At 57.7% G+C, this 13,242-nt stretch carries 14 protein-coding genes; 1 reads left to right on the top strand and 13 read right to left on the bottom strand.

Features of this window, described 5'->3' with window-relative positions; translation table 11 throughout:
- Positions 1–190: acyl-CoA thioesterase (locus tag ACOERD_RS01665; RefSeq protein WP_419737822.1), on the top strand; the 190-nt coding region annotated here is incomplete at its 5' end.
- Here ACOERD_RS01665 and ACOERD_RS01660 read toward each other — a convergent pair.
- From ACOERD_RS01660 to ACOERD_RS01600, 13 genes are all read right to left on the bottom strand, one after another.
- A complete protein-coding gene (locus ACOERD_RS01660; RefSeq protein WP_419737821.1) occupies positions 187–954 on the bottom strand; it encodes an SDR family oxidoreductase in 768 nt (255 codons plus the stop codon). The genes ACOERD_RS01665 and ACOERD_RS01660 overlap by 4 nt on opposite strands.
- A gap of 120 nt (positions 955–1,074) precedes the next feature.
- Complete coding sequence (locus ACOERD_RS01655; RefSeq protein ID WP_419737820.1) at positions 1,075–2,304, bottom strand: acyl-CoA dehydrogenase; 1,230 nt, start codon at positions 2,302–2,304, stop codon at positions 1,075–1,077.
- 127 nt (positions 2,305–2,431) lie between these two features.
- Positions 2,432–3,121, bottom strand: a complete 690-nt coding sequence (gene phoB / locus ACOERD_RS01650; RefSeq protein ID WP_170373721.1) for a phosphate regulon transcriptional regulator PhoB — start codon at positions 3,119–3,121, stop codon at positions 2,432–2,434.
- Between the two features lie 12 nt (positions 3,122–3,133).
- Complete coding sequence (gene phoU / locus ACOERD_RS01645) at positions 3,134–3,841, bottom strand: phosphate signaling complex protein PhoU (RefSeq protein WP_170373720.1); 708 nt, start codon at positions 3,839–3,841, stop codon at positions 3,134–3,136.
- 16 nt (positions 3,842–3,857) lie between these two features.
- Positions 3,858–4,625, bottom strand: coding sequence for a phosphate ABC transporter ATP-binding protein PstB (gene pstB, locus ACOERD_RS01640; protein WP_419737819.1), 768 nt, complete (start codon positions 4,623–4,625; stop codon positions 3,858–3,860).
- 21 nt (positions 4,626–4,646) lie between these two features.
- Positions 4,647–5,678, bottom strand: coding sequence for an IS110 family transposase (locus ACOERD_RS01635; RefSeq protein ID WP_419737763.1), 1,032 nt, complete (start codon positions 5,676–5,678; stop codon positions 4,647–4,649).
- A gap of 279 nt (positions 5,679–5,957) precedes the next feature.
- On the bottom strand, positions 5,958–7,289 hold the full coding sequence (pstA, locus tag ACOERD_RS01630; protein WP_419737818.1) for a phosphate ABC transporter permease PstA: 1,332 nt from the start codon (positions 7,287–7,289) through the stop codon (positions 5,958–5,960).
- Positions 7,286–8,758: a phosphate ABC transporter permease subunit PstC gene (gene pstC, locus ACOERD_RS01625; protein WP_419737824.1), complete on the bottom strand. Its 1,473-nt coding sequence runs from the start codon at positions 8,756–8,758 to the stop codon at positions 7,286–7,288. Before pstC ends, pstA begins: the two co-directional genes overlap by 4 nt.
- A gap of 85 nt (positions 8,759–8,843) precedes the next feature.
- Positions 8,844–9,884: a substrate-binding domain-containing protein gene (locus ACOERD_RS01620; RefSeq protein ID WP_170373716.1), complete on the bottom strand. Its 1,041-nt coding sequence runs from the start codon at positions 9,882–9,884 to the stop codon at positions 8,844–8,846.
- Positions 9,885–10,068: 184 nt separating this feature from the next.
- Positions 10,069–11,115: an ATP-binding protein gene (locus tag ACOERD_RS01615; protein WP_419737817.1), complete on the bottom strand. Its 1,047-nt coding sequence runs from the start codon at positions 11,113–11,115 to the stop codon at positions 10,069–10,071.
- 21 nt (positions 11,116–11,136) lie between these two features.
- Complete coding sequence (locus tag ACOERD_RS01610; RefSeq protein ID WP_419737816.1) at positions 11,137–11,661, bottom strand: gamma carbonic anhydrase family protein; 525 nt, start codon at positions 11,659–11,661, stop codon at positions 11,137–11,139.
- Entirely contained in the window at positions 11,658–12,299 is a 642-nt protein-coding gene (gene gmk, locus ACOERD_RS01605) for a guanylate kinase (RefSeq protein ID WP_170466957.1), read from the bottom strand. The genes ACOERD_RS01610 and gmk overlap by 4 nt, the downstream gene beginning before the upstream one ends.
- Before the next feature lie 17 nt (positions 12,300–12,316).
- Positions 12,317–13,207 (bottom strand): YicC/YloC family endoribonuclease, encoded by an 891-nt coding sequence (locus ACOERD_RS01600; protein ID WP_419737823.1) that lies wholly within the window; start codon positions 13,205–13,207, stop codon positions 12,317–12,319.
- Positions 13,208–13,242: the final 35 nt, after the last annotated feature.

The raw sequence follows: 13,242 nt of genomic DNA, 5'->3' as shown, positions 1-13,242 counted from the left end.
GAGCTTGGATCACGCGCTGTGGTTTCATGCGCCGGTGCGTTTTGAAAACTGGCATCTATACGCGATGGAATCGCCGTGGACGGGGCAGGGGCGGTCTTTCAATCGCGGCTCCATCTATTCCGAGGATGGCGTTCTGGTGGCGTCAGTTGCGCAAGAGGGATTGATGCGGCGGCCAAATGGGCGCTCCTAAGTGTCGCCTATAAACTGTTGATTTAACTTGTTCATGCCGATCAGCCATCGGTCATAGTCAGCCGTTTTGTGACGCATGTATTCAAGGACTTCAGGATGCGGCAGGATCAGGAATTGCTCGGCTCGAATACCGTCCACACAGGCCTGTGCGACATCCTCCGGCTCGAGCATTCCGTCAATGGCTGCGACCGAGGTTTCGTGACCGCGTGTCATCTCGGATCTGACAGCTTGCGGGCATAGGGCCGAAACCTTCAAACCTTTATGGCCGTAGGTCAACGCCAACCATTCGGCAAAACCGATGGCCGCGTGTTTGGTGACGCCATACGGCGCCGCGCCGGGTTGGTTCAAAAGCCCGGCAGCCGACGCTGTGATCATGATGTAGCCACGGCCGCGCTCGACGAACCGTGGAACGAGGTGACGCGCCATCCAGACATGGGACATCACGTTGATGTCCCAAATACGGTTCCAGTCTTCATCTGGCACGTCCAAACCGCCGAGTGTTAGAATTCCGGCATTTGCACAAAACAGGTCGATCGGAGCAATCTCGTCTTCGACATGCTCGACCAGGGATTTGATCTGCGCTTCGCTGGAGACGTCACACGGAAATGCGTGTCCGCCGATTTCCTCCGCCAGGGCTTGCGCAGTTGCTCCGTCGATGTCGGAACAGACAACGTTGGCGCCATCTGCAGAGAACCTCTCGGCGAGACCTTTGCCAATACCGCCAGCAGCACCGGTTATGACAACTGTCTTTCCGCTCAGTTCCAAATCGTTATCCTTGGAGGTTAGGTTTGATTAGCGGTCCAAATATTTACCATAATACCAATTACACGTATTAAGAATTAGTGTCGCCCTAGATCAAACCCTACACCTAACCGCCTTTAAGGCCTAGAAAAAAGCCTGCAGCCCAGTTTGCGCACGTCCAAGGATAAGAGCGTGAACGTCATGCGTGCCCTCATAGGTGTTCACAGTCTCCAGATTGACCATGTGGCGGATAACCTGGAACTCCAGCGAGATACCGTTGCCGCCGTGCATGTCGCGGGCCATGCGTGCGATGTCCAGCGCTTTGCCGCAGTTGTTGCGTTTGACGATCGAGACCATTTCGGGCGCGGCTTCGGCCTGATCCATCAGGCGACCGACGCGCAGGCTTGCTTGTAGAGCCAAGGCAATTTCAGTCTGCATGTCGGCCAGTTTGCGTTGGTACAGCTGCGTTTGCGCAAGCGGTTTGTTGAACTGCTTACGATCCAAACCGTATTGCAGCGCTGCATGCCAGCAATGTTCGGCTGCACCCATCACGCCCCAGCTAATTCCATACCGCGCGCGGTTCAGACAACCGAACGGGCCTTTCAGACCTTGTACATGAGACAGCAAAGCGCCCTCGTCCACCTCGACGCCATCCAGCACGATTTCCCCGGTGATCGAGGCCCGCAGGCTGAGTTTGTTTTCGATTTTCGGTGCAGAAAGGCCGGGCTGACCCTTGTCCAGAACGAACCCGCGGATCTTACCGTCATGTGCGTCAGACTTGGCCCAGACCACGAAGACATCCGCAATTGGCGCGTTCGAGATCCACATCTTGGTACCAGTCAGGCGGTATCCGCCGTCGATCTTTTCGGCCCGTGTTTTCATGCCTGCGGGGTCAGAACCGGCGTCAGCTTCGGTCAGGCCGAAACAGCCGATCCATTCGCCCGAAGCCAGTTTCGGCAGGTATTTGCGGCGCTGTTCCTCGGACCCGTAAGCGTAAATCGGGTACATCACCAGCGAGCTTTGCACCGACATCATCGAGCGATAACCGGAGTCCACGCGCTCAACCTCACGCGCGACCAGGCCGTAGGAAACGTAGCCGCTGCCGAGACCGCCATATTCTTCTGGGATCGTGGTGCCCAGAAGGCCCATCTCGCCCATTTCGCGGAAAATCTCGGGGTCGGTTTCTTCATTCTGAAACGCGGCGGTCACACGCGGCTGCAGCTTTTCCTGCGCGTAAGCGCGCGCGCTGTCAGCGATCATGCGCTCGTCTTCTGACAACTGGTCGGACAGACGGAACGGATCGTCCCAGGCAAACTTACCCAGATCCGGCGCATCTTTTGCGCGCAAAGTCGGTTTGGTGGCAGGGGCGTTCATCGGGTGTCTCCGGTTTGTCTGAAGTCGCTCGCACAGTAACGTGGCACTTCACGGAAAAACAGCAAGAGTTTGACACCCTACTATGAGTAAATGTCATGGGTCAGGGGGCAAGCACCCCCTTCCCTTTTTATCCCAAGGCGTACCCTGCCCCGCGCACGGTCCGCACCGGATCATTACCGCCATGCTGAGTCAGCGCTTTGCGCAAACGGCCGATATGCACATCAACCGTTCGGGTGTCGACATAGATGTCGCGCCCCCAGACCCGGTCCAGCAATTGCTCACGGCTCCAAACCCGGCCAGGTTTTTCCATGAAGGTGCTGAGAAGACGGAATTCGGTCGGACCTAGTTTCAGCGAATGACTGCCACGGCTGACCTTGTGGGTCTCGGAATCTAGTATGATATCGTCGAATTCCAGGCGAATACCCACGGTGGCCGGACGCACGCGGCGCAATTGGGTCCGCACCCGAGCCATGAGTTCCACGACTGAGTACGGCTTGACCACATAGTCATCTGCGCCGGTCTCAAGGCCACGCACTTTGTCGACCTCTTCCGACCGCGCCGAGAGCATGATGATCGGAATAGAACGGGTGTCGGGCCGTGTTTTCAGGCGTCGGCAGACCTCGATCCCGCTGAGGTTGGGCATCATCCAGTCCAGAACGATGATGTCGGGGCTGTCTTCGTCCACCAGCAACAGCGCCTCGTCACCGCTGGCCGCCTTCGAGACGCGAAAGCCTTCGGCTTCGAGGTTGTAGGCCAGCACTTCACGCTGGGCGAGCTCATCTTCGACCACCAGAACTGTTGGTTGATCTGCAGACATAAGAGGCGTCTCCTAGACGGTTTGCGACGTTGTGTCGGCCTTGGGGCGCGACTCGGTCGGGCGCTCGCCGGTGACAAGGTACACCACCTGCTCGGCAATCGCGGTCACGTGGTCGCCCATGCGCTCGATGTTCTTGGCGATGAAATGCAGGTGCATGCAGGACGAAATGCTGCGCGGATCCTCGGCCATGAAGGTCAGGAATTCGCGGAACAGACCATTATACATCTGGTCCACCTCTTCATCTCGGTCGATGACATCGGCGGCCAGTTCGGCATCCCGTTGAATATAGGCGTCCAAAGCGTCGCGCAGCATGACCTCAACCTCGCGCGCCATCCGGCGCAGCGCCGAGGCACTACCGTTGATCTCGCCCGAGTTCACAAGCACCGTGGTCCGCTTGGCGATATTCTTGGAATAGTCGCCAATCCGTTCCAGGTTGGCTGAGACCTTCAGCACCGAAAGCACCAACCGCAGGTCGCTTGCCGTGGGTGCGCGCAGGGCGATCAGGCGGGCGGTTTCTTCGTTGATGATGTCCTCGAGCGCGTCGATGGCTTTGTCGCCCTGACGCACCTGCTGTGCCAGTTCCTCGTCCCGCGTCTCTAGCGAGCGGGCGGCACCCATGATCGCGGCTTCGACCAGACCGCCCATCTTCATGATATGTGCCTGGATCGCTTCGAGATCGCGGTCGAAGACAGAGGCAATATGTTGTTCTGAATCGTTCATGTCGGAATACCTGTGCTCAGCCGATCCGGCCGGTGATGTAGCTTTCGGTGCGCGGGTCCACCGGGTTGGTGAAAATCTGTCCTGTTTCGCCGAACTCGACGAGGTTACCTAAGTGGAAAAAGGCTGTTTTCTGGCTGACACGCGCGGCCTGCTGCATTGAGTGGGTCACGATGACCACCGAATACTGAGCACGAAGTTCGTCAATCAACTCTTCGACCTGGGCAGTCGCAATCGGGTCCAGCGCCGAGCAAGGCTCGTCCATCAGCAGAACTTCGGGTTCTGTCGCCACGGCGCGGGCAATGCACAAGCGCTGCTGCTGACCGCCGGACAGGCCAGTGCCCGGAGCGTCCAGACGATCCTTGACCTCTTCCCAGATCGCACCGCGACGCAGGGATTTCTCGACGATCTCATCCAGTTCCGCTTTGTTCTTGGCAAGACCGTGAATGCGCGGGCCATAGGCCACATTGTCATAGATCGACTTCGGGAACGGGTTGGGTTTCTGGAACACCATCCCGACCTTGGCGCGCAGTTGAACCGGATCAACGCGTTTGTCGTAGATGTCTTCGCCGTCCAGTTTAAAGCTGCCTTCAACCCGCGCAACATCAATTGTGTCGTTCATCCGGTTCAGACAGCGCAGGAACGTGGATTTACCGCAGCCCGACGGACCGATGAAGGCTGTGACAGTCTTGTCTTCGATATCGACATTCACATCTTTGATGGCGTGAGTGTCACCGTAAAAGACTTGGCAGTCTCGGCACTCCAGCTTGATTTCATTGGTATCCACTTGTCCCTCCTATGATGATTGTCAAGCATGACATTGATTTTGTTTGATTTTAAATTCGACAAAATCGTCGAAGACCCAGCCGTTCTTGAGCGTGTCATAGATGATCTTGAGCAGCTTGCGGGCAGTGGCTATGATCGCCTTGCCCGCGCCACGGCGTTCCTTGATGCGCCGATAATGGCTGTTGAGATATCCCGAATAGCGGATCGCGATGAGCGTACATTGCACCAGCGTGGTGCGCATGAGCTTGTTGCCGCGCTTCGTGATCCGCCCGTGATGTTCGGTTTCGTTTGAGTTGCTCACCTTGGGCACGATGCCGACATAGGCGGCCAGCTTGTCCGCGTCGGAGAAGTCTTCAACCCTGCCGATCCCCGCCAGCAGGACCGCGGCAGATCGCGCACCGATCCCCTTGATGCTGGTGAGCCCCTCAAAGCCTTTCATGGCCGAGGCGGCCTCCTCGATGGCCTTGTCGAGACGGCTCAGGGTTTCGGTCAGGCCGAGCGCCTGGTCCCGCAATGCCGCCAGTTCGACCTGCTCAAGCGGTGTGAAGCGGCTGAGATCCAGGTCGCGCAGGCGCTTCTTGCTGGACAACCCTTCCTTCTTCAGCTTCATGCCGTGGCGGACAAACATCGCGTGGATGCCGTTCAGCAGCATGGTGCGCTGTTTGACCAGCATGTCACGCGTCCGGGTCAGCGAGGCCAGTTCGCTTTCCTGAGTGGACTTGAGCCGGGTTTCCGGCAGCATGTCCTTCGACAGGAAAAACGCCAGGGCGCGGGCATCGTTGCGATCGGTTTTCTTCACCGATGTGCGGATCACTTTAAACTGGCGCGGGTTGACCACAACGATCCGGCCGACACAGGGTTCCACCTCACCGCAGAACCAGGCCGTGTTGCCGGTGGCCTCGACCGCCAGTTCGTCATCCGCATCAAGGCTCTGACAGAACTGCTCAAGCGCCTGCGCGGACAGTTGAAAGGTTTGGAATGTTTCCGATCCGTCCGTCTCACGCCGACAGATCGTGAAGGAATTCGTATGAAGATCGACACCTATGTAAGCCATGGCTATACTCCCTGCTCAAGGAGGCGGAGCCCCCAATGGGGCGTGAACGGCCAAACCAAGCTCCTATGCAGGATCACCGGCCAAAACCGGGCCCTATGGGGGCTGTTCGGAAACAGGCGAAGGCTAAGCTCCACTACAGGGTCACAATGCCCTACGAAAACATCCAGCCTGAGACCTATCCGCCTCCCCGAATCCTCTAACAGATTCAGGGCGTTTGGCCGATCACAAATCATTCATACCCCCTCCACTCGTGACATGTCGTTCATGGGTCTGCCCTTTTTACCAGCGGCGTTCAAAGCGGCGGCGCAGAATGATTGCGATGATGTTCATTGTCAGCAGGAAAATCAAAAGGATGATGATCCCGCCCCAAGCTTTTTCGTAGAACCCAACGTCTGCGCGCGCAGCCCAAGTGTAGATTTGGGCGGGCATGGCTGAGTTTGGTTCGGTGAACCCGGCAAGGAATCCGTCTGGGTAGCCACGGGCAACAAAGCCCACCATCCCGATCAGCAACAGCGGAGCGGTTTCCCCCAGCGCCTGCGCCAGACCAATAATGGTACCGGTCAGGATGCCTGGCGCGGCCAGCGGCAGAACGTGATGGAACACCGCCTGCATTTTGGAAGCCCCTACCCCAAGCGCGGCATCACGGATCGACGGCGGAACTGCTTTCAGCGACGCCCGGGTCGAGATAATGATCGTCGGCAAGGTCATTAAGGTCAGCACCAGACCACCGACCAGCGGGGCCGATTGCGGCAGGTGCATGAACTGAATGAAGACAGCCAGACCAAGGATACCAAACACGATCGAAGGAACCGCAGCCAGGTTCGAGATATTCACCTCAATCAGATCGGTAAATCTATTTTGCGGCGCGAATTCTTCCAGATAGATCGACGCGGCTACGCCAATTGGCAGCGAAAGCGCCAGAACCACCAGCATCATGAAGAACGATCCGACAACCGAAGCACCAATGCCGGCGCCGCCAGGGTTGTCGACGCCCGAGTCTGCCCCGGTGATGAACGGCCAGTTAAAGACCTGTTTGATGATACCCGCTTCCTTAAGTGCATCGACCAAATCCAGATCACTTTTCTGGAGGAAACGACTACCCTGTATGGTGTCACGCGACACCCGGCCCTTAAAGTATCCATCGACGCGGCTTGAGGCCGCCAGATCAAACTCGATAGGTTCGCCTAGTTTGTCTGGGTTGTCTGCATAGAAGGTCCGGATGGTTCCGCCAACTTTACCCAGCAGACGCTCGATTGCAGCTTCGTCGAAATCGACTTGGAGACCGCTTTCATCAAGCTCCTTGTTCAGAGCAGCAATGAACAGGTCCGAATAGGCCTTGGTCTTGAACAGTGTGCTTTCGGCCTCTTCCTGTTCTTGTTGGGTCAGAGTGAACTCTACGCTGACAACGGTCCGGGTGAAGGCCGGAATACCCTCGGACAGGATCGAGGCGAACAGGACGATCAGGAAGAACAGCCCGGTCGCGATGGCAACGATACCATAGGCACGGAAGCGTTTTTCCGCCTTGGCGCGTTTGCGGGTCCGCGCATCATACGCAGTCAGGGAAACAGCTTGGCGACCCGTTTCTGGGTTTTGCATGCTTGCGTCGGTCATTCGTACTGCTCCCGGTACTTGCGCACGATGTAAAGGGCAAAGACGTTCAGGCCCAGCGTGACAACGAACAGTGTCATGCCAAGCGCAAAGGCAACCAGCGCTTCTGGCGAGGCAAAGTCTGCGTCGCCGGTCAGCTGGCTTACGATTTTTGCGGTGACGGTTGTCATCGCCTCAAACGGGTTCAGGCTAAGCCGAGCGGCTGCCCCTGCACCCAGAACCACGATCATGGTCTCGCCAATAGCACGAGAGGCTGCCAGCAGGATCGCACCAACGATACCCGGTAGCGCGGCAGGCAGAACCACCTGACGAATGGTCTCGGACTGCGTAGCGCCCAGGCCATAGGACCCGTCACGCATCGCTTGTGGCACGGCGTTGATGATATCGTCTGACAGCGACGACACAAAGGGGATCAGCATGATGCCCATCACCAGACCGGCTGTCATCACGGCCGTACCCGCCTTCATCCAGCCCAATCCGTTGTCACCAAAGACGTCCAACAAAAGAGGACCGACGGTCAGCAGGGCGAACAAGCCGTATACGATGGTTGGAATGCCCGCCAGAACCTCCAGCAACGGCTTGGCAACAGAGCGCACGGCGGGCGATGCATATTCGCTGAGGTAAATCGCGGCAAACAGCCCAATCGGCACAGCCACCAGCAGAGCAACGATAGAGATATAGAGCGTTCCCCAAAGCAGCGGGATGATCCCAAGTTCCGATAACCCGCCCCGGCCCGAAAAGCTGGGCGACCAGGTCAGGCCAAAAAAGAACTCTGGCGCGGGGTAAAGCTTGAAAAACTCCCATGTATTGAAAACCAGTGACAGAACAATGCCAACGGTGGTCAGAATAGCAATCGAGGCCGCTGCCAGGAGCAGAAAGCGCACACCCTGCTCAACAACGTTGCTGGCGCGATAGTCCGCCTTGGTTTGCATCCAGCCTGCCCCGGCGCCAATCAGCGCCACCACCAGAACCACGACGGTCATGATTCCATATCCGGTTGCATTTAACGCGCGATGGCTCTGTGCTGCGTTCAGCACCGGTTGGGTGATATCGGATGTAACCACCTGACCCGCATCTTTCAGATTCTGAGTCACTTCGGTCAGATCGGCTTGGGGGTCACTAGCGGCTGCTTCGGTCATATTCCCCTGCGACACGGCGGCTTGAAGTCCGCTTGCTGTGCGACGCACCTCGGCCATGACCAAACTTAGGGAGGAACCCTCTTTGACGCTTGTATCGGGGATCATGCCCGAGACCTTGGAGTTCACATACAACGGCTGAACAAGCAGCCAGATAATGAGAAGGCCAAAAGCCGGGACAATCGTCTTCAAAAGAACATTTGCGCCGTAATAAGCTGGCAGCGAATGCAAGTCTCGCGGTTCGCCTCCTGCGCTTTGAATTGCGCGGGCCCTTCCAAGAACATAGCCGAGCACAGCGATCGCCAACACGATCAGAACAAGCCAAAATATCGGCATCATACCCCCACAATTCCTGACTGGGCTATAGTCGCAGAAAGGGACGGCGAGATACGCCGCCCCAAACATTCATCCATAGATCGGCTTAGCTGCCCGAACCCATGGTCACTTCGTTGTTGATCGCTTCCTGAGTTTTTGCCAGCTCAGGGTCGGCAACCAGACCATAGTTGGCGAGCGGGCTCGAGGGGCCAGCGATCTCGTCAGCGACGAAGAACTGAGCGTATTCTTTAAGGCCAGGGATCACGCCGATATGAGCTTTCTTCACGTAGAAGAACAGCGGACGCGATACAGGGTATTCACCGGTCGAGATGGTCTCGGTCGATGGTGCGATACCCGACATGGTCGCAACTTTCAGCTTGTCGGTGTTGTTCTCGTAGAACGCCAGACCGAAGACGCCGATGCCGTTCGGGTTGGTGTCGATACGGGCCAGGGTCTCGGTGTAGTCACCGTCGATGTCGACTGATTTGCCATCGGTACGAACAGCCAAGCATGCATCTTCCGCGTCATCTTCGCTCATGCCGCCAGCGATCATCGCTTCCATGGCGCCAGTTGCTTCACAGCCGATCAGCAGAACTTTCTCTTCGAACACTTCACGGGTGCCGTGCTTGGTGCCGGGGATGAAGCCCGCGATTTCAACGTCAGGCAGGTCGCCGTTGAACTCGGCCCAAGTGTTGTATGGGTTGTCGACGATCTCGCCATCTTTCAGAACCTTCGCGCCCAGAGCGTTGAAGATGTCCGAAGGCTCAAACGCGTTGAAGGCAGGACCAGACTGCTGGCTTGCAAAGACGATGCCGTCGTAGCCGATACGGACTTCCATGATGTCAGTCACGCCGTTTTCGGCACAGGCTTTGATTTCTTTCTCACGGATAGCGCGCGACGCGTTTGCAACGTCGATGGTGTTCTCGCCAACGCCTTCGCAGAAACGTTTCAGGCCAGCCGACGAACCGCCGGATTCAACAACAGGTGTCGGGAAGTCGGTGTTTTCACCAAACAGTTCCGCAACGATCGAGGCATAAGGCAGAACGGTCGACGAACCGGCAACCTGAACGTTGTCACGCGCAGCAGCAGCAGTGGCCGAGACAGCAGCGATAGCCAGCGCAGAAGCCGACAGTTTTACAAAGGACATTTCAGTCTCCCTGAGGATTGGGTTTTCGATCACCCCCATGATGATCTTGCGCGAACCACTAGGCCCCGTGCGTAAGGCTTTTGTGACAGGTACGTAACAGTTTTATGACAGGCCGGGTTTTTCTTGCGTCTTGATGTCATAAATCTTTTGGCACGGCCATGTTGGCTTTGCGGAAACCCGCTCTCTAGCGCGGTAAAATCACCGTAAAAACAGTGCCTTTTCCTAAATCGCTTTCCACCCGAAGGCGCCCGCGGTGACGGTTGACGATATGCTTCACAATCGCGAGTCCAAGCCCCGTACCGCCCAATTGGCGCGATCTGTGACTGTCGGCGCGATAGAACCGTTCGGTGAGTCGCGGCAGGTGAACGGAATCAATGCCAGGCCCCCGGTCGATGATTTGAACCCGAACTGCCGGACCGCGCATGGCTGTGTCCCTCTCTGAGGTGGTCACGCGCAATTCGACACTGCCGCCGCTGCCGCCATATTTGATGCCGTTCTCGACCAGGTTGGTAAACACCTGACGCAACTGATCGCTGTCACCGGTCATGGTCACCGGATCCTCAGGCGCATCAAGCGTCAGCACCACCTCAGCATCATCGGCCAGAGGGCGCAAAGAGTTCAGGGTGGATTGCAGCAGGCCCGTTAGTTCCACTTCCTCTTTCGGGCGCACGCGTTCTTCGCTTTCGACCCGGTTGAGCGACAGCAGATCTCCGACAAGGCGGTTCATTCGGTTTGCCTCATCCGTCATGATCTGCAGAAATCGCTCACGCGCGGCGTCGTCATCTCGGGCCGGACCACGCAGGGTTTCGATGAAACCCATCAAAGCGGTCAGAGGGGTGCGCAGTTCATGACTGACATTGGCGACGAAATCGCGACGCATCTGGCTGGCTTGTTCCAGATGCGTGATATCCTGAAAGATCGTCAGCACCGCCCCGCCCGACACCGCGCCGATGCCGTTCATATAGCGGCAGATCACCTCGAAGGTCGTATCCTGCGCGCCATCATTTGAAAGGTGCCGCGTTTTTGCAGGACCCTTGCTGCGGAGGCTTTGTTCAATCGCTTCAATGACCTGAGGCTGCCTGAGAATCGTTGCAAAGTGACGGCCCGTGATGTTTTGGCTCAGCAGGGTTTTGGCGTCGGTATTGGCGGCGATGATCCGCTCGGTCTGGTCGACCAGAAGCGCGGGCATCGGAATGGCCGACACATATTCTTCCAGAAGGTTTTCAGCCATATCCGATTGATTTCCTGCCGCTTAAGCCAACGGTTTCAGGGTGTCCCTGAATTTTCGCATGTTCTGCTGATAGTGCAGCGCGCTGAGCGTGATCCGCTGGGCTGCGGCCTCATCCAACTGACGCACCACCTTACCCGGAGACCCCATGACCAGCGAGTTGTCGGGGATCTCTTTGTTTTCCGTGATCAGCGCCCCTGCCCCGATCAGGCAGTTCTTGCCGATCTTCGCACCGTTCAGAATGATCGCCCCCATCCCTATCAGAGAGTTCTCACCGATCGTGCAACCATGCAGCATGACCCTGTGACCGATGGTGCAATTCGCCCCGATGGTCAGCGGAAAGCCCGCGTCGATATGCATGACGCAGTTCTCTTGCACATTGCTGCCCGCGCCGACGCGGATTTCTTCGTGATCCGCCCGGATCGTGCAGCCAAACCAGACCGAGGCGCCCTCTTCCAGCACCACCTTGCCGATCAGATTGGCGTCCGACGCGACCCAGGTGTCTTCGTGGATTTGGGGCGTGTGATCTCCCAGCGCGTAGATCGTCATGACTGCTCCTCGAATTCCATCTGCAGGGTGCGGACGTGGTTTTGCAGTTTCGGTTGCTGAATACGACGCATACGTTCGGCGCTGACGATTGTTTTCAGCTTTTCCTCTGTCGAATCCAGATCGTCATTCACCAGCACATAGTCGTAGTAGCCCCAGTGGCTGATCTCATCCCAGCTTTTCAGCATGCGCTTGCCGATCACATCGGCGCTGTCCTGAGCCCGGCTTTCCAACCGGCGGCGCAGTTCAGGGATTGAGGGCGGCAGGATGAAGATCGACAGCGCGTGTTTGCCGAGGTCTGAGTTGCGGATCTGCACCTCGCCCTGCCAGTCCACGTCGAACAGGACATCCTTGCCGGATTCGATGGACTCGCGGACAGGTCCGGCGGGCGAGCCATAGAAGTTGCCGAAGACATGCGCGTGTTCCAGCATTTGCCCATCGGCCACCTGCTGTTTGAACTCGTCTTCCGACAAGAAGTAGTATTCGCGGCCGTGTTCCTCGCCCGGACGTGGTTCACGGGTTGTGGCCGAGATCGAGAATTCGAGTTCGGTATCCCAGGCCATCAATCTGCGGGCCAAGGTGGATTTGCCCGCGCCCGAGGGGGATGACAGGATGATAAGGAGGCCGCGGCGATCTGCCATGTCAGTTCTTCCCACTGTTATTCAACGTTTTGTACCTGCTCACGCATCTGATCGATCACCGCCTTCAATTCCAGCCCGACCGAGGTCAGATCGGCGCTTTGCGCCTTGGAGCAGAGAGTGTTGGCCTCCCGGTTGAACTCCTGCATAAGGAAATCCAACTTGCGACCAACCGCGCCATCCTGCGCCAGAAGGTCCCGCGCGGCGGTGACATGGGCGCTGAGGCGGTCAATTTCTTCGGTTATATCGGCCTTGACGGCGATCAGGGCGAGTTCCTGCGCCACTCTCTCAGGTTCGACCCCTTGGGCGTTGTCCAGCACGCGGGCGAGGTTTTCGCGTAGCGCCTCTGCCATCTTGTCCTTACGTTGCTCGGCCAGTTCGGCGGCCTTCGCGGTCAACTCCGCAACCTGATCCAGCTGAGACGCCAGGATCGCTGCTAGAGCCTCGCCTTCGGTCTGACGCATGTCGAGAAACGCCGCCAGAAGTGGAGTGAATTCGGTGGTCATCTGCGCGACCAGCGGGGCCGGATCGTCGGCCTCGGCCCCTGCATCCAGCATCCCCTTTAGGGTCAGCAGATCACTCGCCTTGGAGGGGGCCAGTGCAATCCCCCTTGCCTCGGCCAGGACCCGTGTCTGTTGCAAGGCATCCAAGGCCGCCGACATCGCAACCGAATTTAACGCCAGATCCGGCTGAGATTCGTCCCGGCTGATCCGCAGCGACAGGGTCACATTGCCCCGGCTCAACGATTTGGACAGAACACCCCGCAACGCGGCCTCAAGCCCGGTCAGCCAATCGGGGACGCGGATGCGCATGTCCAGCCCTTTGCCGTTCACGCTGCGCAGCTCCCATGTCCAGCTATGGGGGCCGAACTCTCCCTTGCCCGAGGCGAACCCGGTCATGGATTTGATCATCACTGCCCTTTCCATCGCTGTCAGTCTTCGTGTCT

The sequence above is a fragment of the Ruegeria sp. genome (assembly GCF_965199275.1).
GTDB lineage: Bacteria > Pseudomonadota > Alphaproteobacteria > Rhodobacterales > Rhodobacteraceae > Ruegeria.
This window is presented reverse-complemented; position numbering and strand designations above follow the sequence as displayed.

Bases quoted from the DNA above. Each gene is read 5' to 3' on its own strand.
- pstC (WP_419737824.1), bottom strand. From the start codon at position 8,758: ATGCCGATATTTTGGCTTGTTCTGATCGTGTTGGCGATCGCTGTGCTC.
- phoU (WP_170373720.1), bottom strand. From the start codon at position 3,841: ATGAACGATTCAGAACAACATATTGCCTCTGTCTTCGACCGCGATCTC.
- ACOERD_RS01655 (WP_419737820.1), bottom strand. From the start codon at position 2,304: ATGAACGCCCCTGCCACCAAACCGACTTTGCGCGCAAAAGATGCGCCG.
- pstA (WP_419737818.1), bottom strand. From the start codon at position 7,289: ATGACCGACGCAAGCATGCAAAACCCAGAAACGGGTCGCCAAGCTGTT.
- ACOERD_RS01615 (WP_419737817.1), bottom strand. From the start codon at position 11,115: ATGGCTGAAAACCTTCTGGAAGAATATGTGTCGGCCATTCCGATGCCC.
- ACOERD_RS01635 (WP_419737763.1), bottom strand. From the start codon at position 5,678: ATGGCTTACATAGGTGTCGATCTTCATACGAATTCCTTCACGATCTGT.
- gmk (WP_170466957.1), bottom strand. From the start codon at position 12,299: ATGGCAGATCGCCGCGGCCTCCTTATCATCCTGTCATCCCCCTCGGGC.
- phoB (WP_170373721.1), bottom strand. From the start codon at position 3,121: ATGTCTGCAGATCAACCAACAGTTCTGGTGGTCGAAGATGAGCTCGCC.
- ACOERD_RS01610 (WP_419737816.1), bottom strand. From the start codon at position 11,661: ATGACGATCTACGCGCTGGGAGATCACACGCCCCAAATCCACGAAGAC.
- ACOERD_RS01620 (WP_170373716.1), bottom strand. From the start codon at position 9,884: ATGTCCTTTGTAAAACTGTCGGCTTCTGCGCTGGCTATCGCTGCTGTC.
- ACOERD_RS01600 (WP_419737823.1), bottom strand. From the start codon at position 13,207: ATGATCAAATCCATGACCGGGTTCGCCTCGGGCAAGGGAGAGTTCGGC.